19 protein-coding genes are annotated in these 22,033 nt (G+C 43.4%); 6 read left to right on the top strand and 13 right to left on the bottom strand.

The window, feature by feature from the left end; genetic code table 11:
* Positions 1–96: 96 nt before the first annotated feature.
* The 5 genes from EQY75_RS09015 to EQY75_RS08995 all read right to left on the bottom strand — a co-directional run bounded on the left by EQY75_RS09015 (position 97) and on the right by EQY75_RS08995 (position 7,360).
* Positions 97–1,614, bottom strand: a complete 1,518-nt coding sequence (locus EQY75_RS09015; protein WP_165200605.1) for a M20/M25/M40 family metallo-hydrolase — start codon at positions 1,612–1,614, stop codon at positions 97–99.
* Between the two features lie 13 nt (positions 1,615–1,627).
* The gene (gene uvrB / locus EQY75_RS09010; RefSeq protein WP_129605148.1) at positions 1,628–3,616 is read right to left on the bottom strand and encodes an excinuclease ABC subunit UvrB; all 1,989 of its coding nucleotides are present in this window, start codon (positions 3,614–3,616) and stop codon (positions 1,628–1,630) included.
* Between the two features lie 61 nt (positions 3,617–3,677).
* Positions 3,678–5,582: a T9SS type B sorting domain-containing protein gene (locus tag EQY75_RS09005; RefSeq protein ID WP_129605145.1), complete on the bottom strand. Its 1,905-nt coding sequence runs from the start codon at positions 5,580–5,582 to the stop codon at positions 3,678–3,680.
* Positions 5,583–5,608: 26 nt separating this feature from the next.
* A complete protein-coding gene (locus tag EQY75_RS09000; RefSeq protein WP_129605144.1) occupies positions 5,609–6,442 on the bottom strand; it encodes an ABC transporter permease in 834 nt (277 codons plus the stop codon).
* Positions 6,443–6,457: 15 nt separating this feature from the next.
* Positions 6,458–7,360, bottom strand: a complete 903-nt coding sequence (locus EQY75_RS08995) for an ABC transporter ATP-binding protein (RefSeq protein ID WP_129605141.1) — start codon at positions 7,358–7,360, stop codon at positions 6,458–6,460.
* An 85-nt stretch (positions 7,361–7,445) separates the two neighbouring features.
* Between EQY75_RS08995 and EQY75_RS08990 the strand changes: the two genes are divergently transcribed.
* On the top strand, positions 7,446–8,531 hold the full coding sequence (locus EQY75_RS08990; protein WP_129605139.1) for a hypothetical protein: 1,086 nt from the start codon (positions 7,446–7,448) through the stop codon (positions 8,529–8,531).
* Between the two features lie 36 nt (positions 8,532–8,567).
* Here the strand turns inward: EQY75_RS08990 and EQY75_RS08985 are convergent, their stop codons facing one another.
* The 6 genes from EQY75_RS08985 to EQY75_RS08960 all read right to left on the bottom strand — a co-directional run bounded on the left by EQY75_RS08985 (position 8,568) and on the right by EQY75_RS08960 (position 14,183).
* On the bottom strand, positions 8,568–9,626 hold the full coding sequence (locus EQY75_RS08985; protein ID WP_129605136.1) for a nucleoid-associated protein: 1,059 nt from the start codon (positions 9,624–9,626) through the stop codon (positions 8,568–8,570).
* Between the two features lie 70 nt (positions 9,627–9,696).
* Positions 9,697–10,191, bottom strand: coding sequence for an IS1096 element passenger TnpR family protein (locus EQY75_RS08980; RefSeq protein ID WP_129605134.1), 495 nt, complete (start codon positions 10,189–10,191; stop codon positions 9,697–9,699).
* Positions 10,192–10,218: 27 nt separating this feature from the next.
* Positions 10,219–11,253: a COX15/CtaA family protein gene (locus tag EQY75_RS08975; protein ID WP_129605131.1), complete on the bottom strand. Its 1,035-nt coding sequence runs from the start codon at positions 11,251–11,253 to the stop codon at positions 10,219–10,221.
* A 101-nt stretch (positions 11,254–11,354) separates the two neighbouring features.
* Positions 11,355–12,776: a CCA tRNA nucleotidyltransferase gene (locus EQY75_RS08970; protein WP_129605129.1), complete on the bottom strand. Its 1,422-nt coding sequence runs from the start codon at positions 12,774–12,776 to the stop codon at positions 11,355–11,357.
* A gap of 1 nt (position 12,777) precedes the next feature.
* Positions 12,778–13,347, bottom strand: a complete 570-nt coding sequence (locus tag EQY75_RS08965) for an L-threonylcarbamoyladenylate synthase (RefSeq protein WP_129605127.1) — start codon at positions 13,345–13,347, stop codon at positions 12,778–12,780.
* Between the two features lie 2 nt (positions 13,348–13,349).
* Positions 13,350–14,183, bottom strand: a complete 834-nt coding sequence (locus tag EQY75_RS08960; protein WP_129605124.1) for a hypothetical protein — start codon at positions 14,181–14,183, stop codon at positions 13,350–13,352.
* A 184-nt stretch (positions 14,184–14,367) separates the two neighbouring features.
* Here EQY75_RS08960 and EQY75_RS08955 point away from each other — a divergent pair, with 184 nt between their 5' ends.
* Positions 14,368–15,192 (top strand): glycosyltransferase family 2 protein, encoded by an 825-nt coding sequence (locus tag EQY75_RS08955; RefSeq protein WP_129605123.1) that lies wholly within the window; start codon positions 14,368–14,370, stop codon positions 15,190–15,192.
* Here EQY75_RS08955 and EQY75_RS08950 read toward each other — a convergent pair.
* Entirely contained in the window at positions 15,174–15,968 is a 795-nt protein-coding gene (locus EQY75_RS08950; RefSeq protein ID WP_129607055.1) for a glycosyltransferase family 2 protein, read from the bottom strand. The two genes, EQY75_RS08955 and EQY75_RS08950, sit on opposite strands and share 19 nt — an antisense overlap.
* Positions 15,969–16,062: 94 nt before the next feature.
* On the bottom strand, positions 16,063–16,878 hold the full coding sequence (locus tag EQY75_RS08945) for a 2,3,4,5-tetrahydropyridine-2,6-dicarboxylate N-succinyltransferase (protein WP_129605121.1): 816 nt from the start codon (positions 16,876–16,878) through the stop codon (positions 16,063–16,065).
* A gap of 103 nt (positions 16,879–16,981) precedes the next feature.
* Here EQY75_RS08945 and ruvX point away from each other — a divergent pair, with 103 nt between their 5' ends.
* From ruvX to EQY75_RS08925, 4 genes are all read left to right on the top strand, one after another.
* On the top strand, positions 16,982–17,395 hold the full coding sequence (gene ruvX / locus EQY75_RS08940; protein WP_129605119.1) for a Holliday junction resolvase RuvX: 414 nt from the start codon (positions 16,982–16,984) through the stop codon (positions 17,393–17,395).
* 34 nt (positions 17,396–17,429) lie between these two features.
* Positions 17,430–18,020 (top strand): peptide deformylase, encoded by a 591-nt coding sequence (def, locus tag EQY75_RS08935; RefSeq protein ID WP_129605118.1) that lies wholly within the window; start codon positions 17,430–17,432, stop codon positions 18,018–18,020.
* Positions 18,021–18,074: 54 nt separating this feature from the next.
* Positions 18,075–18,497 carry a DUF5606 family protein gene (locus tag EQY75_RS08930; protein ID WP_129605115.1) on the top strand — a complete coding sequence of 141 codons (423 nt, stop codon included), beginning with the start codon at positions 18,075–18,077 and terminating at the stop codon, positions 18,495–18,497.
* 81 nt (positions 18,498–18,578) lie between these two features.
* Positions 18,579–21,995 carry an amidohydrolase family protein gene (locus tag EQY75_RS08925; RefSeq protein ID WP_129605114.1) on the top strand — a complete coding sequence of 1,139 codons (3,417 nt, stop codon included), beginning with the start codon at positions 18,579–18,581 and terminating at the stop codon, positions 21,993–21,995.
* The last annotated feature ends 38 nt before the right edge of the window (positions 21,996–22,033 follow it).

Genomic DNA, 22,033 nt, shown 5'->3' with positions numbered 1-22,033 from the left:
TTGATAGAAATTATGCTTGACCCCATAGGCGGGTCTTCTTAATGGTTGGTTTGTTTGGTTAGTTGAGAGGTACCTCAAAGTTTGGGGTACCTTTTTTTATTGAGGCTCACTTAGAATGGCCAGGCACATCATAATTCCCTCGAGGAAATTACCAAGGCGCAAATTTTCATTAGGTGCGTGGATGGAATTATCCGGGTTGGGAATCCTGATGGAGACCGCAGGAATATTCATCGTTTTAACGAAGGGGGCAATAGGTTGAGACCCCCCGGTAGTTCTCATGTTAACCAACTTTTCTCCAAATACTTTCTTCAGTGCCCGATTTAAAAACTGTCCTGTTTCTGAATTCATTTCCGTTCTGAATGGCAGAGATCCTAATCGATATTTCAAATTGGCAATCTTTGGATGTATTTTCCTCTCTTCGGCTGAGGGGATGCTATCAACCAAATAAAACCCCTGACTCTTTAAATGTCCTTCCAATAGTTTTATCATTCTTTCTCCCGGCGTTTCAGGGACAAGCCGCATATCTATTTCTATTTCTACTTCCTCAGGAATGATCGTTCTCACTTCACTTCCCACCCATGCTGAGCGCAGACCGCGAATATTTAATGAGGGATATTGCAATGATTCCTGATAGTTACTTCCTACGGCTTCGCTTTGCGATATGCCCAATCGAACTTTCAGGCTGTCTTCGTTTTCAGGTAACGATCTGAGTGCAATTTTATCTTCTTCTGACAAGTTGATCCCGTCGTAAAATCCCGGAATCAGGACACGCCCACTGCTGTCTTTAAGGCTGGCAATAAAGCGAGCAGCCTTATATACCGGATTTGGAGCATAATTTCCGTACTGTCCACTGTGTAAGGGACTCGAAGGGCCAAATATTCTTATAGTGGCAGTAGCTATTCCACGAGCACCGTAAGTAAGGGTTGGCCAATTTGAGATATGGCGGGTACCATCCATGATCAATATCATATCGGCTTTCAGCAGAGATTCATTTTCTTCTACAGCCTTGGCCAGAGTAGGGGAGCCCAGTTCTTCCTGAAAGTCCATGATCACCTTAATATTGTATTCTTCCTCCTGAGCATTCGAGTTAAAATAATTGAGGGCAGTGATAAAAGCCGTGGCCGGACCTTTGGAATCAGATGCCGATCTACCAAAAATTCTCCATTCCTCCTGTAAAGGATCACCGGGATTCCAGTTAACCAGCTTCCATGAACCGTCGGCTCCTATTTCTTTAATCACCGGTATAAAAGGATTTGCCTGGTCCCATTCTGTTGTGTCCACGGGCTGCCCGTCAATCTGGAGATAAAAAAGTATTGTTTTCTTGTCAGGAGAAAGCATCTTTTCCGCAAAGAGCAACGGTGCAGCGGCAGTTTGAATCAGCTGGGTCTCAAAATTGAGATTATTAAATCGGTTTTGGCACCATTTCAGGTTTTGCTCTACCTGTTCCGGATCACTACCAATATTTGGAATTTTAAGGAATTCTATTAATTCTTCTACTCCCTCTGAGAATTGATCCTGCGCAATCATGCGGATCTTTGTACCCTCAAAAGTTTGACTTAAAGCCAAAAAGGGTAAACTGCAGAAAAAAATGATGGGCAGCAGGAATTTTTTCATAGTACTGTTTTGATTATTCCTGTTCTTGCAGGAACTTGATTTCATCCCTCAGTTGCGCCGCCAGCATAAAATCGAGTTCTTTTGCAGCCTTTTCCATTGCCTTTCTCTTGGTTCGAATCATCTTTTCACGCTGATCTGCAGTAAGGTATTCCATATCCGGTTCAGCTGCCCTGCGTTCTTCCTTGATAAAGTGATAGGTCGATACCGAGTTCTTTGCAAGGGCATTATCCAGACTTTTATTCAAAGAGGTCGGTGTAATATTGTTCTCCTTATTGTACTGGGTCTGCTTGTCCCTCCGATATTGGGTCTCGTCAATGGTCTTTTGCATGCTATCGGTAATCTTATCGGCATACATAATCGCTTTCCCGTTTAAATGCCTCGCAGCCCTTCCAACCGTTTGGGTCAGGGATCGATTGCTGCGTAAAAACCCTTCTTTATCGGCATCTATGATAGCCACCAGGGAGACTTCAGGCAGGTCCAGTCCCTCCCTCAGCAAATTTACCCCTATCAGTACATCAAATATTCCTTTCCTGAGATCCTGCATGATCTCAACGCGCTCAAGGGTGTCCACGTCACTGTGGATATATCGGCAACGTATATTGATCCTCGTCAGGTACTTGGCGAGTTCTTCTGCCATTCTTTTGGTCAGCGTGGTCACAAGGGTCCGTTCATCTTTTTCCACCCGTTGTTGTATCTCCTCCACTAGGTCGTCAATCTGATTCTTACTTGGGCGTACTTCTATTACAGGATCTAAGAGGCCAGTGGGTCTGATTACCTGTTCCACGTAAACACCCTGACTCAGTTGTAATTCATAGTCGGCAGGAGTGGCACTTACAAAAATGGTTTGTCCTTGCAGGGCTTCAAATTCTTCAAATTTCAATGGGCGGTTGTCCATTGCTGCCGGTAAGCGGAAGCCGTAATCCACGAGATTTTCTTTACGGGATCGGTCCCCTCCGTACATGGCGTGAACCTGAGGAATAGTAACATGACTTTCATCAACGATCATAAGGTAGTCTTCCGGAAAATAATCCAGGAGACAGAAAGGTCGGGTACCCGGTTCCCGTCCGTCGAGGTAACGGGAATAGTTCTCAATCCCTGAACAATAGCCCAATTCCCTGATCATTTCAAGGTCAAAGTTGGTACGCTCTTCCAGCCTTTTGGCCTCCAGCGGCTTTCCTACCTCCTTAAAGTACGCTATCTGATTCACCAGGTCGTGTTGTATTTGGTGGATCGCATTCTGCAGAATATCCGGAGAGGTTACAAACATGTTGGCCGGATAAATATTCAGAGTTTCGTAAACCTCAATCAAAGTGTTATTATGGGGGTCAAATGCCTCGATCTCCTCGATTTCATCCCCGAAGAAATGTATTCTGAAAGCATTGTCGGCATAGCTGGGAAAAACATCTACAACATCGCCCTTTACCCTGAAATTGCCATTCTTGAATTCGGCCGTAGTCCGCGAATATAAACTCTGAACCAGCTGATGTAAAAATTTGGTTCGTGCAATGACCTGATCCTTTCGTATTGTAATTACATTTTTCTGAAATTCTACGGGATTACCAATACCATAAAGGCAGGAGACCGATGCAACCACCAGCACATCCCGCCTGCCTGACAGCAGGGAAGAAGTGGTGCTCAATCTCAGTTTTTCTATGTCTTCATTAATCGAAAGGTCCTTCTCTATGTACAAGCCACTGGTCGGGATATATGCCTCGGGTTGATAATAATCGTAGTAAGAGACAAAGTATTCGACCGCATTATCGGGAAAAAACTGTTTGAATTCTGAATACAATTGTGCGGCGAGTGTCTTGTTGTGGGCCAGCACCAAAGTGGGTTTTTGTACTTCTTCAATTACATTGGCAACTGTAAAGGTCTTCCCCGAACCGGTCACCCCTAAAAGCGTCTGATGATGTTCTCCTTCATGGATTCCGGAAACCAACTGCTTAATAGCCTCAGGCTGATCCCCTGTAGGTTTAAAATCGGATACTACATTAAATTTCATGCTATAAAATTACGAAAGTCGGAGGGTTTTATTTAGCTGCAATATTAGATTTTGATTCCCCTTAGCGGGTGAGGGAAAAATGCCCGGTCATTTCATTATTGGTACTCGACCTCGCTCTAAACCAATAGTCGGCAGCAGGAAGCGATGAACCATTTATCGTACCATCCCATCCTCTTGAATTTGGATCGATCTGTAATAGTAATTGTCCATAACGATTGTAGATTTCGATACTGACCAGGGTAATATCCCCGGCAAATTCCGGAGGAATATATTGCCAATAATCATTAATTCCATCGCCGTTCGGAGAGAAGAATTTGGGAAACCCTTCAAGCGTCAGATCCTGAACGATCTGTTCTTCTGCAATACCGCAGCCATTTATATCCCTGACATACAAGGTATGGGTGCCATACGGGATGTTAGTAAATAGATTACTCCCCTGGTATGGCCCATTAATATTGTCTATGGCATATTCGTAATCCCCACCGCCAGTCGTATTGACAATAATTCTGATGCCTGTCGCCTGTTCTGTTACATTTATGGATGAGATCACAGGAGCTTCGGAACTCACTACATTAAATACCTGTGAACTGGGACAGTCCAAATTTCCACTTTGTGGTATAAGGTTATAGGCTTCATACCGATATTCTCCCGCACTACTGAGGCTAACATCAGCCGTATTAGATATTAGGGTTTCAATTCCGCTGGAATTGATGCTGTACCAGCGATACCCATCAGCAGTATCGGTACTGGAAACCATTATCGGAAATTCATTTTCACATGTGGCGATCGTGTCAGGAAAGTTGATCTCCGGATTCAAGCTGATCAGGTCGCCTGTCATGGGATCAAAAAAGGGCCCGCAGCCCTGAATGGTGGTAAACGACTCCTGTTGGCATCCAATGGCATCCCCTGCAGCATTAAAGGGAACAATTGTGATAAAAAAGGTGCGATTTGCCTCCAGTTCAAGAATTCCCGTCTGCGTCACAGGTGGGAAAGCCACGTTGTCGAGAACTTCAGCTGTAAATGGAGAATTTCCTACAGTTATTCGATAACCCGCGGCTCCCGGTACCGGCGTCCATTCCAGAATAGGCGTTACCGGAACATTGTTGGCCCCGTTCAAAGGGGAAATTAAAGCGGTACATCCCGGTAGAGCGGCAATAGCACTGGTATCAAAACTAAACTCCGAGCACGAAATGGCATCCCCGATCAAATTGTATGCAATAATGTTTACATAGACGGTTGAATTAGGAGGGAATTCTGCCGCTTGATTAAAGGTAAGGGTATTTCCAAGGTCAGTTGTCGGCAGTAGATCATTACCTCCGGGGCTACTGCCAATAGTAAGTCGATACCCTATGGCACCCGGCACATAATTCCAACTGAGATTGGTCGCTGGATTGACATCAGTTTGTCCGTCTGATGGTATGGTCAGTTGTGTGCAGGCTGGGATTTGTATAATTGGGGCAGTGGTAAAGGATTCGCTTGAACAGGGAATTTCCAGGTTGCCATTTTGAAAATCAAAAAGGGTGATCGTCACATAGATCAGGGTATTCTCAGGCAGTCCCAGAGGAGGATTATAGGTGGTTGCACTCCCCACAAAGCGCTCGTCAAGAATGTCGGTGCCGCCGGGGGTGGTTCCCAAAGAAATTTTATATCCTGGTACATTGGGTACCAGGTTCCAGGAAATATCGGAATCTACGGCTATGTTTGTCGCTCCGTCAAGCGGACTGGTAAGAACCGGGTTGGGGCATACCTGGGCACTGGCCAAAGATCCCGCCAACAAAACGGCAAGCAGAAATCCCAAATTACACAAGCGGGTAGTAATTTTACTTTTTACAGAAGCAAAACCCGCATCATTGTTGAATTGGATTCCCGCACAATTGCTGAAGAGCCAGTAAGACGCCTCTCCCTGCGCAAATACAACGCACGGAAATAGCAGACCTAAAAGGACGATGGAGCAATTCTTTTTCATAGTGTTTTCCCAAACACTACAATATACTATAAATCCCTCTTTTTTAGTAACACATAGGACAAATAGACAAAAATAGAGGTCCAGGCAAGAACAATGAGTATTTCATAGAAGTGAACCTGATAATTCAGGGATACTTTTTCTCCGATTTGATTAGCCACTGATTGAACTGCGTTTAATCGGGAGAAGGGTTCCTTGATCAGGTTGAACATAGAGTTGAGGGGAAAGAAGCCCATTACGGCATCTGTAGTCTCAGAGTCGAATAATTTCCATCGGATCATGCCCCTGACAAAGCCTTCAAAGACCTGCCACAGGATAAGGAATCCAAGGGCAAAAGCCGATCTTTTCACCAGTACTCCAAGAAAAAGGCAGAAGGAGAAAAAGCCTGTCAGTTTCACGAAAAAGGCGAGGAGGAATTCCAGATCAGAAAATATAATGGACAGTTCGTCGTAATCCGAGTAGGCCAAACCTAAAACCATGGATACCACAAAGACAAAGACAGTAGAGATCAGGGCAAACGAAATAACGGTCAGAAATTTTGACAGGACAAATTCTTTCTTGGAAAGACCGTCGATCAGATTTTGCTTTATGGTTTTGTTACTGTATTCATTAGACATCATTGACACGATGACGATAGCCAGGAATAATTTGAAAATGGCCGTCATAAAGGTGTTAAAATGCCAGATATACGGAAAATTGAAAATACCCTGTTCAGCCAGGTGAAACTGAATGGGGCCGATATCAAATTTAATAGCTGCTACCAGGGCAATGGAGGTCAGTAGCACAAAGTAAGAGATTATTAAAATCTTGCTTGTACGGTTATTCCAAAGCTTGATAAATTCAATTTGCAAAAGCCTTTTCATAGGGTATTCCTTATTTTAATTGCTTTGGTTTTTGGTTAGTGTCAGGAACTGCTCTTCCAGGCTTTCCTTGCGCATTACCAGGTGGGTGAGGACAACCCCGTTCTTAAACAGGAATTCATTTAGTTCCCCGGGTTCCATCCTTTCATTGAGGACTACGGTGATCAAGCCAAATTCCTCGTCAATTTTTCCAAATCTTTCATCTTCTTTCAGCAACTTTATCAGGGCTTCTGAATTCTTTGATCTAAGTTCCAGATACCCGTGACTGGCAAGCATATTGTCTACCCGACCTGAATATAATTTTTCCCCTTTTCTGAGAATGACGACGTGAGTGCAAACTTTTTCAACTTCGTCCAGCAAGTGTGAGGCCAGTAAAATGGTGGTACCCTCTGCAGCTATTTTTTTAATGATCTGACGAATTTGATGTATACCTTGTGGATCCAGGCCGTTAGTCGGCTCGTCCAGAATAAGGATTTCCGGATCATTTAAAAGAGCCGAGGCAATAGCCAGTCGCTGTTTCATCCCGAGGGAATAGGTTTTAAACTTGCTGTTTCTCCTTTCCCAAAGGCCTACCAATTGCAGGGTTTCTTCAATTCGGTCATAGGATACCTCTTTGATCTTGCAAACCAGTTTAAGATTCTGAAGGGCCGACATATAGGGGTAGAAGTTGGGCCTTTCAATTATGGCTCCCACTTTTTTCAGTGCTTGGTGGGTTGTTGCCTGTCCATCGAACCAGGTAAAGGCGCCGTTAGTGGCATTCACTACATTGAGAACAATGCCGAGCGTGGTTGATTTACCGCTGCCGTTAGGACCGAGTATGCCGTAGACATTTCCCTTTTCAATTGAAAAAGAAAGGTCTTTAACTGCAGTGAGGTAACCGAATTTTTTTGTGAGGTTTGAGACCGTAAGAATCGTTTCCAAATAATGTTCTATTTAGGCAGTTTATAGTAACTTGACGAAGAAACCTACAATTTGTTACAAATTGTCAGCATAAAGAAAAGATCTTATGTCCGAAGAACGGCTGATGTCCAAAAAGAAACCCTCCTATCCGGTCAGTAAAAAACTGGATATTTTCCTCGATCAGTACAACAGAAAAATAGAGATACCCATATTTTACGAAGATCTGCTTCGTTTTGCAGGTTCAGTGGTTGTTTATGACAACGAGGGAAATGACACCCTTTGGGTACGGGTGTATTATTCTGATTCTGAGCGTAAAGAGATCGATCTCAGCTTAAAAATGGTTTATTCCATTCTGCATTCCGACGGTACCGATCGGATATTTCAGTACCTGAATGTAGATGCGGTGGACTATTGTACGTTTGGAAATTCAAAACCCTTCCGAATCCGTATCAGGAATATCCTCAATGACAATTTCATCTATTTCTATGTTAAAAAGGCTGATGCATCTAGAATCTACGGTCTGGAACTGGAGCATATGCTCTCTCCTTACAATCTGAATTTTCTGGTGTACAAGGATACCCTCATCGAAGAACATATTTCGGGTATTCCGGGGGATATCTTTATAAAGAATATGCTTCCCAATTGCACGGATTCCCAAAAATCACAACTTGCCAAAGAATTCGTTAAGTTCAATGAGCGCTGTATGATCCAATTGCTTGGGGATATGCGTTCCTACAATTACGTAATTGTACCCATACACGATTTTGATCACGTGGTCTTCAGGATTCGCGCGATCGACTTTGACCAGCAGTGTTACGAAGGAAAGCTAAACGTGTACCGACCACAATTCTTTAAGGAGAACCTGCAAATGGTAGAACTGGTCCAGGGCAGACTGCTGGAAGATTCCATAGAACAGTACAAAGTGGAAGAAAGATCTATTATTGCCAAGAGGATCATCAGTGCCAACAAGAGGATCAAAAGACTGATCAATGCCGCCAAAGTAGATAAAATCTCCAGTCCGGAAAACGTGGAACGTCTCAAGATGGAGATCTTTACATATACGAAAGACCTGAAATTTAAAAAATGCAGGAATATGGGACAGATCCTCAATCTCACCCTTGATTTTGTCAAGAGGAACTACGAGAATGTCAGTATGAGGCAGATCATCGACAAAAAGATTGAAGTGAAATAGCTTTATGGTATAGCACCACTTTGGCAGTAGCCCGACTTATTGCTTAGTTTCTTTATTAAAATAGACCAGGTAATAATACATTTGCTTTTCTTCATCCCAACCTTTTTCCACAAAACGTTCAGCCGATTCGGGATTGATGAAATCGAGACGGATCTGAACATGCGTATCCAGATTGATCACATTTTTCATTTTTTTCCTCGATTCGGAAACGGCTTTATTGGCAATGGGAAAAGTTGAAACATCCTCTATGCTGTACTTTGGCCCTTTTTCAACCTTGTAGTGCTTAAATTCCGGGATTAAATCCGGATTTTCCATCACTTCATTGAGGAATTGGGTTTCCTCAAAGGCATCATTTTTAGCAAAATGATTTACAGCCCTGTTCATAAACAGTACTTCCTGCTGTTTGTCTTCTGCGGGGAGTACGATATCCTTCGCAAAATTCTGACAGAATTTTAAATAACTTTTGGTGTAGAAATTCTCATCGGCAAGTACATTAACCCCGAGAAAATTCTCGAGCCAGTATTTGGCGTCATAGCGATTACTGTCTACAGAGAGTACCTTATAACCTTCCTCTTGCAGTACGTTGAAGATCAGACAGCCTTTGTCTAGTTTGTTCAGATTTACGCCCTGTTCTAGGCGAAGATCGAGGCGAGATGATTTCTCTTCAAATTGCAGAAACTCCTGTTTGATCTCACTTTTAAATACCCCCAGGGCTTCCACTTTTTCGTTGTCGAGGATCACATTGCTGAAATGGACCACGAATACTTCTCCGTTTTTTATGTGGGGGTGATCCGACTGATCATACAAGTGCCTTGCGATCTTTTTTGAAACTTCCTGAAGTTGGCCGGGATTTTTAAAAATAGCCTGTGCAGCCTGATAGATTTCGTTAAACTCAAGATCCGCTTCGTGACTTAATCGATAGTAATTCTCCTCTTTTTCCCTAAAAGGTTTAAGAAAAAATTCCTTCAGCAATCCCCGCGATTCATCATTGAGGGGCTGTGTCTCTTCAGAGAGAAAAACCCCTTCATTTTTATTTTTGTTCCCTATTCTGTGTAGTGATACTTCGTCTATTTGGGCGTTAAAAAGGTTGATCATTGTGTAAAACTTGGGTTGAGATAATTAAGATTAAATAGGTGTTGATGATTTAAAAATGGAAAAGTTGCGATCAGTTCCAGTTTTCTTCGAAATCTAAATCGTCATATCGATCAAAGGTTTCGTCGAAATCGAAGTTGGGATCTGCTTCAAAGTTTTTTTCGGGGGGAGAATCCGGAAGTTCTCCAAAACTAAAGAGCAGATTTGGGTAGTTGCTGCCTTCCTTTGCTTCTACGATATCTGCCAATTCCACAAAAAAGGTCCACATACTTAAGAAATCGTATACGTAGATCATTTTGGGGTGCTGCCGGGTTAAGGTGTCTTCCAGGAAAGTCTCATTCATCAGTCGGACCGACTCGTTACCTTCGCTCATATCAAAGAGTGCTATTTCCTCTTCCTGATTCCAATTTTCATCACAGGTATAGAAGGAAGCCATTTCATCACCCTCAAAGCCAAAGGCTTGATTAATAGCGTTGTGGAAGTCTTCCAGAGTGCTTTCGGCTTCTATTTCGATATCCCTGAATATATCTTCTTTGGTATCGAGTATAATCCTGATTTTATATATCATCACTGATAAATTTTCCTTGGTGCAAAGTTACAAAGATTCGACGGTTGTGACATTTTTTTGCGACTCCAGAACTAAATAAAACTGCAAGCCAAACAAAAGAGCAGCTAATACCAGGTGTAGTGGCTGACTGCCAAAAGGGAAATCGACATAATACATAGCAATTCCAGTAAGTATTTCTATTCCGATTATGGCCAAAACGCCATATATTTTTGAGTAGCCCAGTTGTCTTTTAAAGATGCGGAAAGCAATCCAGCCATTGAGAAGGACCACTGCCAGGGAAAGAGAACGATGAATATAAAACTGCAATTCGGGCTGTGAAAGCCAGAGATTTTTTGCTTCTTCTCCAAGCATGTCGATTTGTATATCCACAAATTGCCTGACCTGCGTGCCAAGTATAATCTGAACCATGGTTAAGCCCAGGGCCAGCCAGAGCATCTGATTTAATTTTTGATCGTACGGGCGATTTGTGATATTGCTTTTGGTTTTTTGCAGCAAATAAATCAGCAAGGCTACAATCACCAGAGCCATTACCATATGCAGGGTAATCCTTACGGGCAGAAGCAAGGAGTATACAACGGTTGCCCCCAGCCAGGCCTGGAACAACATACCTGCAACCACCCCCCAACTTACTAAGGTTATGGTTTTGTTCTTCTTCCAGTAGCGTAGCGAAGCTAATGCCATAAATAGGGTGGCCAAGCCTGCCAATGCCCCTAAGAGTCGGTTTATATATTCTATCCAGGTATGGGTCGCATTGAATATGGCATAGTCGTGTTTCTCGTAGGATTCCCAGTTCTCAGGGCGGTAAAGATCTCCTGATGTAAAGTCTTCGGCAGCCACATAGAGGGCTTGATCGCGGATGATCACCTGTCCTTTTTTAAAAGTTTTACCCGCTTCCCACCGCAATTCTGATTCTTCAGTAGGAGGGATGTAATACCCAAAACATTTGGGCCAGTCGGGACAACCCATTCCACTTCCGGTCATTCTTACGACTGCTCCGGCGATGATTACCAGATAGACCAGGATCAGGGAGATTTTAGCGAAAGACCGATAGGATTTCAACATAGGAATCTTTAAAAGGGGTACAAAAATACGACTCTTTTAGCTGAATAATTCATTTGATGCTTTCAACAAAATAGATAATGAGAATAAAGGATAAATACTGACTATGGGGTGAGTCCCATTTCAGCTGCTTTTTTTATCATGTAAGCCTTTGCTGCTTCGTATTCATTGGGAATTTCCCCTTCGAGAATGGCCTCTTTAATCGCGTCTTTAATCAGGCCTATTTCCCGTGAGGGCGGCAGGTTAAAAGTCTGCATGATTTCTTCTCCGCTTATCGGAGGCTGAAAATTGCGGACGTGATCTCTGGCTTCTACTTCTTCAATTTTCTGGCGTACCAACTTGAAGTTATTTTTGTATTTCCTTTTTTTCTTAGGGTTTTTGGTAGTGATATCGGCTTCGCATAAGGTCATCAGGTCATCTACGAATTCCCCGGCGTCAAATATAAGTCTGCGCACTGCTGAGTCGGTTATAAAATCTTCAGCGAGTACTATGGGTCTTGAACTCATCAGAACCATTTTTTGTACAAACTTCATCTTTTCGTTCAGGGGCATTCTCAGTCTTTTAAAGATTTTGTAGACCATTTTTGCGCCCACAAACTCATGAGCGTGGAAGGTCCAGCCCAGTTTTTTGTCGTATCGTTTTGTCGGGGCCTTCCCTATATCGTGAAGGAGGGCCGCCCATCGCAACCAGAGGTCATCAGTATGCTCAGAGATATTGTCAACTACTTCCAGTGTATGCCAGAAATTGTCCTTGTGTCTTTGCCCTTCAATTTCCTCTATACCCTGCAGTGCAACCAATTCAGGAAGGATGTATGCCAGGAGTCCGGTTTTAAGCAAAAGTCCGAATCCCGCCGAGGGCTTTTCACTCATCAGGATCTTGTGTAATTCCTCAACGATACGTTCTTTGGAAATGATCTCAATCCTCGAATTGTTTTCCTTTATGGCCTGAAGTGATTTCGCTTCTATGGTAAAACTGAGCTGGGAGGCGAAGCGTATCGCACGCATCATTCGCAGCGGATCATCTGAATAGGTAATTCCTGGCTCTAATGGTGTTTTTATCAACTTTTTTCCCAGGTCCTCAACCCCATCGAAGGGATCCAGCAAGTCGCCATAATTTTTTTTATTGAGGGATAAGGCCAGGGCATTGATCGTAAAATCTCTTCTTTTCTGATCATCTTCCAGGGTACCGTTTTCCACCACCGGCTTACGGCTGTCTCTGCTGTAGCTTTCCTTTCGGGCACCTACAAACTCAACTTCCTTGTCGCCTATCTTAAGCATGGCGGTGCCAAAGTTCTTAAATACGGTGATCTCAGGTTGGCCCGGTGAGAGTGATGCTACTTTTTTGGCAAGGGCAATCCCACTGCCAACAGCCACAATATCGATATCTTTGGGTATACCCCTTTGCAGGAGCAGATCTCTTACAAAACCGCCTATGACGTAGCAATCAAGCGACATCTCATCGGCAGCTATGGCAATGGTTTTGAATACCTGATCTGAAAGGGCTTCTCTGTAATTCTTTTTCGCCATTTTATTCCCGAATCACTTTTACGGTGCCGTCATTACTCAGCTTAATAATCGAAGAGGAAACTGCATCACCCGTATCGCGCTGCAAATTTACCACATAGTCGACTCCTTTTAAAATAGGGAGAGTTATTTTCGAGAAGTTAGATGGGGTAGGTTCACCGGCGATGTTCGCTGAGGTAGATACGATAGGTTTTTTAAAGGCGTTGATCAGATAGCGGCAGAACTTATCAGAGGCCACTCTTATCGCAAGGGTGTTATCTTCGGCGATGAGGTTGGGGGCAACGCCCTTTGGCTTGTCGTATACAATAGTGGTTGGCTTGTTCGCCAGGTCCATTATATCCCAGGCCGTTTCAGGGATCTTTTCTACTATTCGCTCTAACATGGCATCATTCCCAACCAGGCATATCAAAGCTTTGGAGTCGGGCCGTTGCTTCAAGCGATATACTTTTTCCACCGCTTCTTTATTCGTGGCATCGCATCCAATTCCCCATACGGTATCGGTTGGATATACGATAAGACCCCCTTTTTCTAGTACTTCAAGGCACGAGTTGATTTCCTGGGTAAAGGCATTCATAACTAATCTTTCTTTAATATTTCCTGCAGTTTAAAATAATCAGATAATTGCTTCCATTGAAAACTGTTCAGGTCTTTTTTAATATTGATGTGTTTCAGGGAACTCTTTTGTGAACCCATGATAGGTATCGCCTTTTTTTCCCGGTTTGTCGCTAATCTACACTTGGTCCCTTTTAGGAGGGACATCGACTTAAACCAGAGATCATCGGCCTTTGGAGCCAGATTATGAAAGAGGTCTTCGTTGTCATATCTCGAATCCAGGCTCCCGGGGGGATATAGAACCCCTTCGGCTCCAATGGGCAGTACCCAATCCGATCCTTCTTCAGCAATCCGATTCGTTGGCCATTTACTGTAGGGAAGGAAGTTACCTTCCGAATCGGTAATTATAGTTCTTGTTTGATTAGCGATGATGGATTGAGGGAATCGCTGCGACTCTTGATAAAGCAAAGCGAGCCACTGTGGCCTGTACATCAGATCATCGTCACAACTGATTATTGGAATTTTTGGAAAGGCTGAGAGCGTGTGAACGAGCTTTTTATGCGAGCAATGAAGATGGGTGGTATGGATTTCAAAGATTTCTCCGCATAAGTCGGTAAGTTTTTCGGGAAGTGCTTTTTGAAGTGATTCAGGAATCCATAGCAGTATTTTTTTTGGAGAAACACTTTGCGCGAGTAAACTGCGAATCACGAGGTCTACCACTCCTAATCTCGATTCTATGGTGGTTAGGGAGATCACCACCGGGACCTCAGCTTTCGAGGACGCCTGTTTTCCAGGAGTAGATCTATACCTTAGTTTGAAGGCGTAATACAGGGATTCAGGAAGCTCTTTTAGTTTCATCTTTAATCTGGAACAGCAGTGTTCTTTTGCTGCAAATTACGGTAACCATTCGGGAAGGACGAAAAATTTTAGATAGGAAATTCCCGTAAGGGATAGCTATTTCTAATAATTAATAGCGGCTTCTTCTCCTGTATATTTAGGAGAGTTATAATGATATCTCCACAAAGCTTTCTATTTTTGTGGGATGCAGCATACCGATCCTAAAATTTCAATCATCGTCAGCACATACAATTCTGAGGCCTGGCTGGAAAAAGTTTTATGGGGTTTTGAATTTCAAACTTTCGCGGATTTTGAAATTGTCATAGCTGATGACGGATCAGGTCCCAAGACTAAAAATCTGCTCGAAGAGATGAAGTCGAAAGTCTCTTATCCAATTCTTCATGTATGGCAGGAAGACGATGGATTTCAGAAATCGAGAATCCTCAACAAAGCTGTGGTGGCCTGTAATTCTCCTTATATTATTATGACAGACGGGGATTGTATTCCGAGGGAGGATTTTGTAGAAGTGCATTATATCAATAAGGAGCCCGGCTATTTTATTTCCGGTGGGTATTATATGCTGCCAATGAACATCTCAAAGGCGATCACTAAGAAAGATATTGAGGAACAAAACTGCTTTAATATACAGTGGCTAAAAGAAATGGGGATACCTAAGACTTTTAAAAACAACAAACTCACGGCCAGGGGTTTTATTTCCAAATTTTTTAACACCATTACACCGACCAATGCCAGCTGGAACGGACATAATTCTTCAGGTTGGAAAAAGGATATCGTCAATGTCAACGGATTTGACGAACGTATGCAGTACGGAGGTCAGGACCGTGAATTGGGGGAACGCCTGTTTAACTTCGGGATCAAATCTAAACAACTTCGCTACAGTGCTGTATGTGTGCATCTCGACCATAAAAGGGGTTACAAGACTCCTGAATCTATAGAAAAGAACAAAGCTATCCGTAAAGAAACGCGAAATAAGAAATTAGTGTGGACGCACTACGGCATCAGCAAGTAGTAGGCGAGGGCGTTCTTTCGCTCCAGACGCTTAAGTTCACGAAAGCGCTCAAGCACGCCTAAGGCATTGAGATAACAGATAGTAATACCTTTCTTACCATCGAGAATTCCCAGGCGAAGGATGTAGTGATTAAAGAATTTCCAGGCAGGCTTAAGGAAATAATATAAGTAGTTAAAGCTTTTCTCCCTGTAAAAGTCTTCCTTGGCTTTTAACTGCCCGTATTTGATCATTTTACCCTTGTAATCTTCATAATTCTTATAGCAGTAATGAATCAGTTTCTCATTGAGAATGCCTGATGTTCCATCGACCTCCAGGGTTTCATGAACGATCTTTTTGTCAGAAAACCTCGCTTTGTCTTTTTGAAAAAGACGATAGTTCTTATCGGTCTGCCATCCACTGAATCTAAGGGCTTTTTTCTCAAACATAAATTTGCGATAAAACCAATACGCAGCGTGAGGAGAATCGAGTTGAACAGTATCTTTTATTTCATTCTTCAGGCCTTCCGGGACTATTTCGTCAGCATCGAGAAATAGGATCCAATTGTATTTAGCTTGAGAAAGAGCGAATGTTTTTTGGAGTGTAAAATTTGAAAAGGGGTGCTGTACCACCTTTACTTTCGGGTGTTGTAACAGGTATTCATAGGTGCCGTCAGTACTGTAAGAATCAACAACAAGGATTTCATCGGCAAAAGAGACAGAATCTATACAAGCCTCGATGTAGCCTATTTCATTATAGGTTATTATAAGAGCTGAAATTTTTTGGTTGTGGTTGTTCATACTTCCGGGGGTAACCGTGATACTTCTTTTCAAATGCAAAGTTATAACAATAAAAACGTCATAAAATTGCCTTTAGGGGAAAAATTCCTACAAGTTATACAGCTACATTAAACTCTCGCAGGGCATTATTCAGGGATGTTTTTAGATCCGTACTCGGTTTTCTTTTCCCGATGATCAGGGCACAAGGTACCTGGTAATCTCCTGCTGCAAATTTCTTAGTGTAGCTCCCTGGTATAACAACTGAACGGGCCGGAACCCTACCTTTCATCTCAAGAGGGGTGGCGCCGGTTACGTCGATGATCTTAGTGGAAGCCGTTAAAACCACATTGGCCCCTAAGACCGCTTCCTGTTCTACCATCACTCCTTCCACAACAATACACCGACTTCCTATAAAGGCGTTGTCTTCGATGATTACAGGTGAAGCCTGCAGAGGTTCTAAAACTCCTCCTATGCCCACGCCGCCACTTAAATGAACATTTTTCCCTATCTGGGCACAACTACCCACAGTGGCCCAAGTATCTACCATAGTACCGGAATCCACATAGGCTCCGATATTTACGTAACTGGGCATTAGAATGGTTCCGGGGGCAATATAGGCGCCGTGTCTGGCTACCGCATGTGGAACTACTCTTATTTCTTTTTCTTTATATCCTTTTTTCAGCGGAATCTTATCGTGATATTCAAAAATCCCTACCTCCTGGGTAACCATCTTTTGTATGGGAAAGTACAGCACTACCGCTTTTTTTACCCATTCATTAATCTGCCACCCATTTTTTGTGGGCTCGGCACATCTTAGCTTTCCTGAATCTATCAAATCCACAACTTTGCGAATAGACGTTTGCGTTTCAATTTCATTCAGTAATTCACGCTGCTCCCAGGCTTTTTCAATAGTACGCTTCAACTCCTCCATGGATCATGAAATTTTCGGCAAATATAAGGGGTAAGGGCGGATTATAAGGCCCATTTTTACAGGAATAACATTTTATCCTTTACTTTTGCAAAAATGAATTGAATTGGGTCGAATTTTAGCCTTGGATTATGGTAAAATCAGGACAGGAATCGCGGTTAGTGATCCTCTGCAGCTGATCGCTTCAGGCCTAACCACAGTCCAAACTTCGACATTGATACCATTCTTAGAATCCTACGTCAAAGAAGAGCCCATTTCTATATTTGTTGTAGGAGAACCCCGAAGAATGGATCATTCTCATTCGGAAGCGGAACCGATGATCAGGAAATTTCTTGTGAAATTACAAAAAGCGTTTCCCGAGATACCCGTGCACAGGCAGGACGAACGATTCACTTCTAAACTTGCCCTGCAGAGCATGATTGCCTCCGGGGTAAAGAAAAAAGACAGAAGGGATAAAGGGATTATAGATGAAGTGAGTGCAACCCTCATTTTACAGGGTTATCTGGCAAGTAAAAAATAAAGCTCGCAAGAGTTTATTAAATAGTAGTGAAAATATGATTTTACCCATTGTCGCCTATGGCGATCCGGTACTGAGAAAAGTTGGAGCTGAAATAGATAAGGATTACGAAGGCCTTCAAACCCTGATTGAAAATATGTGGGAAACCATGTATAATGCCAACGGAGTAGGATTGGCGGCACCTCAGATTGGTTTGGCCATCAGACTTTTTATGGTTGATACTTCACCTTTTGCTGATGATGATGAGCTTTCGGAAGAAGAACAGAATCAACTCAAGAACTTTAAACAGGTGTTTGTTAACGCGCAGATGATAGAAGAAACCGGGAAGACCTGGCCGTTTAACGAAGGATGCCTCAGTATTCCGGATATCAGGGAAGATGTCACTCGAAATGATACGATTACTCTTCGTTATCAGGATGAAAATTTTAAAGAGTATACCGAGACATTCGATGGGATACTTGCCAGAGTTATTCAGCACGAATACGATCATATACAGGGAGTGCTATTTACAGACAAGGTTTCAAGTCTTAAAAAACGTCTTCTTAAAGGAAAACTTACCAATATTTCGAAAGGAAAGATACAGGTAGATTACAGAATGCGTTTTCCTCTGTTAAAAAAAGGAAGGTAGCTTTACCGAATTCAGTTTAATTTTACATATTTGCCGACTAAATCAAGGAGATTAATGAGTTTGGACAAAATATTATCTATCGGAGGTCGCCCCGGGCTTTACAAATTACTTACTCAGACCAGGACAGGTTTTGTGGCCGAGTCGTTGTTGGATGGCAAAAGGGTCACGGTGGGCATGACCAATAATGTAAGTGTACTTTCCGAGATCGCTATTTTTACGCTGAAAGAAGAACTACCCCTCAAAACTGTATTTAAAAAAATACAGGAGAAAGAAAATGGAGGAACCACAGCCATAGGTCATAAAGAGGATAAAATTAAACTGGAAGAATATTTCTTTGAGGTGGTTCCTGACTATGATGAAGAACGGGTGTACCCAAGTGATATCAAGAAAGTAATACAGTGGTATAATCTGCTACACAAGAACGGAATTACCGATTTTGAAGTAGATCCGGAAGAAAGTGATACCGAAGAAGAGTAGTTTCTCTGTCCTCTGGAATTTTATACAAAAACATCCCGCCAATATTCTCTATATTAGGAGTCTAATCAATACCTCCTCCTAATGTATCGATTTAAGTACTCCTTGATATTCGGCCTGAGTATACTCTTTTTCCAAACGAATTTTCTATTAGCCCAGGATACCATACAAAAAGCAGATTCCCTTAAAAAGGCAACAAAGGAATTACCACTGGAGCCGGAACGCGAAATCCAATTTACCACAAGTGAGGGCACCTGGATTTCCCTGGATGTAAGTCCGGACGGAAAGACCATCGTCTTTGATCTGATGGGTGATATCTATACTATTCCTATGAGTGGGGGAAAGGCAACAGTACTAACTGCCGGCCTTGCCTATGATGTGCATCCCAGATATAGCCCTGATGGGAAGTCTATTGCCTTTATTTCAGACAAAAGCGGTTCTGATAATATATGGACCCTAAACCTTGAGGACAAAGAAGAAAAACAAATCAGCAAAGAGAGCAAGCACAACTTCTTTTCCGCTGAGTGGACACCAGATGGAGAATACATCGTGGGCGCTAAAGGGAGGAGAAATATCAAGTTACAGATCTATCATAAAGAAGGGGGCTCAGGCAGTGCCCTGATCAGCGAACCCAAAAACTTAAAAGTAATTGATCCGGCTTTTGGCGCAGATGGCAAACTACTTTATTTTTCTCAAAGACGAAATGCGTGGAACTACAACGCACAATTACCTCAGTATCAAATAGGCACCTACGATATGGAGGATGCCGATATGGAGGTGATTTCTTCCAGGTACGGGTCGGCCTTTACCCCAACACTCTCCCCAGACGGGAATTGGTTGGTATTTGGCAGCAGATTTGAAGCGCAGACCGGCCTGGTATTACGCAACCTGAATTCAGGAGAGGAACGATGGTTAGCTTATCCCGTACAGCGAGACGAACAGGAATCTATAGCCCCCTTGGGTGTTCTCCCTGCCATGTCGTTTACCCCGGATAGTAAAAAATTGGTAGCCTCTTACGGAGGTAAGATATTCGCTATTGACATTGAAAACAATTCAGCTACTGAGATTCCTTTTTCTGCGGATGTGAAACTCGATTTAGGGCCACGGCTGAAATTCGAATATCCCATTGAGGACACCAAAGAAGCGCTGGTTACGCAGATTCGCGACGCCAATCCTTCTCCGGACGGAACCAAATTGGCATTTACGGCCCTGAACAGATTATACGTGCAAGACCTTCCCGATGGAACGCCCAGAAGGCTGACGAACAACGATTTTACCGAAGCACAACCGGCATGGTCACCGGATGGGAAACATATCATTTTTACAACATGGAAACAGGGGGGAGGCCATCTCTTAAAAGTAAATGTCGACGGAAGACCGAGGCCCGTTCAGCTAACTCGTGAACCCGGGGTTTACAGTACTCCGCAATGGGCTTATAACAGCAATCGAATAGCTTTTCAACGAGGAACGGCTCAGGCTTATGAAGATGCAACCGGCCCTACGGTACGGGGAGCGCGAGAAGACCTGGTCTGGGTCTCTACCGAGGGTGGCCCCATTCAGTTTATCGACACCTCAAAAGGAAGGGTAAAACCTCATTTTACCAGGACAGACGATCGAATCTATCTAAGTCATTCTTCAAAAGGTCTGCTTTCCATCCGATGGGACGGAACCGATGAAAAGGAACACCTTAAATTGAAAGGGATTGAAACTTACGGTTCACAAGATATCTTTGGAAAAGATCATTTCGATGTCCCTGAGGAGAAATACCTGCCGTCTTCAGAGGGTAATCGGGAAGATAATGACAAGTCCTCGCGTCCTTCAGAGATACTGATCTCACCGGATGGTAAAACCGCACTGGCGCAAATCAATAACGATATCTACACGGTTACCATTCCCAGATATGGGAAGACACCTACCATTTCTGTAGCTTCCGCAGACAAAGCATCCTTTCCGGCAATGAAACTCACGGTCATGGGAGGGGAATTTCCCGCCTGGTCATCAGATAGCAAAAAGGTACACTGGTCTTTGGGCGCGAGTCATTTCCGTTATGATCTGGAAGCCGGTAAGCGCTTTAAGGATAGTCTCGAAGTTGCCGAAAAGAAGAAAAAAGAACTGGCTAAATTGAACAAGAGTAAAGATTCTACCGATACAGATAAAGAAGAAAAAGAGGACGAGGATAAAAAAACGTTTACAGCAGATGAAATTAAAATAAAGGTCACTTATTCAAGGCAAATGCCCAATGGGACACTTCTTCTTAAAGGGGGCAGGATTATTAGCATGAAAGGGGATGAGGTTATTGAATCGGGTGATATCCTGATAGAGAATAACCGCATAAAGGCCATAGGAAATTCTGGAAGTTTAATGATTCCCGAAGGAACCACAGTCATCGATGTCAGCGGAAAAACACTTATCCCGGGATTTGTAGATACCCATGCCCATATGTGGCCTAAATGGGGCATTCACAAAAACCAGGTATGGATCTATTCTGCCAATCTGGCCTACGGGGTGACCACTACTCGTGACCCTCAGACGGCTACCACGGATGTGCTTACCTATTCCGATATGGTTGAAGCCGGGATGCTACACGGTCCCAGAGTCTACAGTACCGGGCCCGGTGTAGGTTTCTGGAGGTACAAGATCACCAGTCTTGACCATGCCAGGGATGTGCTAAAACAATACAGTGAGTACTACAATACCAAAACTATCAAGATGTACCTTGTAGGGAACAGGCAACAGCGCCAATGGGTCATTATGGCGGCAAAGGAGTTGGAGTTGATGCCGACCACAGAAGGGGGGCTCGACTTTAAACTCAACATGACCCAATTGCTTGACGGCTATCCCGGGCATGAACATTCACTACCCATTTACCCAATCTATCAGGACGTCGTTAAGACCACGGCAGATTCAAAAATGGCTGTAACGCCTACTTTGCTCGTTTCTTACGGTGGGCCCTGGGCTGAGAATTACTATTATTCTCGCGAGGATGTCTGGGGCGATCAAAAACTACAGTATTTCACTCCTTATGAAGAATTGGCCAACAAATCGCGAAGAAGGCCCGGTTGGTTTATGGATGAGGAACACGTATTCCAAAAACATGCCATTTTTATGAACGATCTGGTGAAGGAAGGCGGTATTGCGGGCATAGGCAGCCATGGACAATTGCAGGGCCTTGGATTTCATTGGGAGCTCTGGTCGGTAGCCAGTGGGGGTATGAAGAACCACGATGCCTTGAAAGTGGCCACTATCCACGGTGCAACGGCCCTGGGTCTTGAAAAAGATCTGGGATCTCTCGAGGCGGGTAAACTGGCTGATATTTTGATTCTTTCCGGAAATCCTCTAGATACCTTACGAGATACCAACACCCTCACTCACGTCATCAGAAATGGAACAGTCTACGAAGCCGAAACACTGGACGAGGTATGGCCCGTGGTGAAAAAAGCGGAGCCATTCAGCTGGCAAACTGTAAAACCGGAAGGCTTGCCCGGAACAGATAAGAAATAGAATCCTAAATAGAGCTCTTTTTTCCTGGTATTTATCTG

The organism is Muriicola soli (assembly GCF_004139715.1).
In the GTDB taxonomy this organism is placed as follows: domain Bacteria; phylum Bacteroidota; class Bacteroidia; order Flavobacteriales; family Flavobacteriaceae; genus Muriicola; species Muriicola soli.
Note: the sequence above shows the minus strand (reverse complement) of the source record. Positions and strands in the feature narration are given on the sequence as shown.

Excerpts from the sequence above, each read along its gene's own strand:
- EQY75_RS09015 (WP_165200605.1), bottom strand. The coding sequence starts at position 1,614 with ATGAAAAAATTCCTGCTGCCCATCATTTTTTTCTGCAGTTTACCCTTT.
- uvrB (WP_129605148.1), bottom strand. The coding sequence starts at position 3,616 with ATGAAATTTAATGTAGTATCCGATTTTAAACCTACAGGGGATCAGCCT.
- EQY75_RS09005 (WP_129605145.1), bottom strand. The coding sequence starts at position 5,582 with ATGAAAAAGAATTGCTCCATCGTCCTTTTAGGTCTGCTATTTCCGTGC.
- EQY75_RS09000 (WP_129605144.1), bottom strand. The coding sequence starts at position 6,442 with ATGAAAAGGCTTTTGCAAATTGAATTTATCAAGCTTTGGAATAACCGT.
- EQY75_RS08990 (WP_129605139.1), top strand. The coding sequence starts at position 7,446 with ATGTCCGAAGAACGGCTGATGTCCAAAAAGAAACCCTCCTATCCGGTC.
- EQY75_RS08985 (WP_129605136.1), bottom strand. The coding sequence starts at position 9,626 with ATGATCAACCTTTTTAACGCCCAAATAGACGAAGTATCACTACACAGA.
- EQY75_RS08980 (WP_129605134.1), bottom strand. The coding sequence starts at position 10,191 with ATGATATATAAAATCAGGATTATACTCGATACCAAAGAAGATATATTC.
- EQY75_RS08975 (WP_129605131.1), bottom strand. The coding sequence starts at position 11,253 with ATGTTGAAATCCTATCGGTCTTTCGCTAAAATCTCCCTGATCCTGGTC.
- EQY75_RS08970 (WP_129605129.1), bottom strand. The coding sequence starts at position 12,776 with ATGGCGAAAAAGAATTACAGAGAAGCCCTTTCAGATCAGGTATTCAAA.
- EQY75_RS08965 (WP_129605127.1), bottom strand. The coding sequence starts at position 13,347 with ATGAATGCCTTTACCCAGGAAATCAACTCGTGCCTTGAAGTACTAGAA.
- EQY75_RS08960 (WP_129605124.1), bottom strand. The coding sequence starts at position 14,183 with ATGAAACTAAAAGAGCTTCCTGAATCCCTGTATTACGCCTTCAAACTA.
- EQY75_RS08955 (WP_129605123.1), top strand. The coding sequence starts at position 14,368 with ATGCAGCATACCGATCCTAAAATTTCAATCATCGTCAGCACATACAAT.
- EQY75_RS08950 (WP_129607055.1), bottom strand. The coding sequence starts at position 15,968 with ATGAACAACCACAACCAAAAAATTTCAGCTCTTATAATAACCTATAAT.
- EQY75_RS08945 (WP_129605121.1), bottom strand. The coding sequence starts at position 16,878 with ATGGAGGAGTTGAAGCGTACTATTGAAAAAGCCTGGGAGCAGCGTGAA.
- def (WP_129605118.1), top strand. The coding sequence starts at position 17,430 with ATGATTTTACCCATTGTCGCCTATGGCGATCCGGTACTGAGAAAAGTT.
- EQY75_RS08930 (WP_129605115.1), top strand. The coding sequence starts at position 18,075 with ATGAGTTTGGACAAAATATTATCTATCGGAGGTCGCCCCGGGCTTTAC.
- EQY75_RS08925 (WP_129605114.1), top strand. The coding sequence starts at position 18,579 with ATGTATCGATTTAAGTACTCCTTGATATTCGGCCTGAGTATACTCTTT.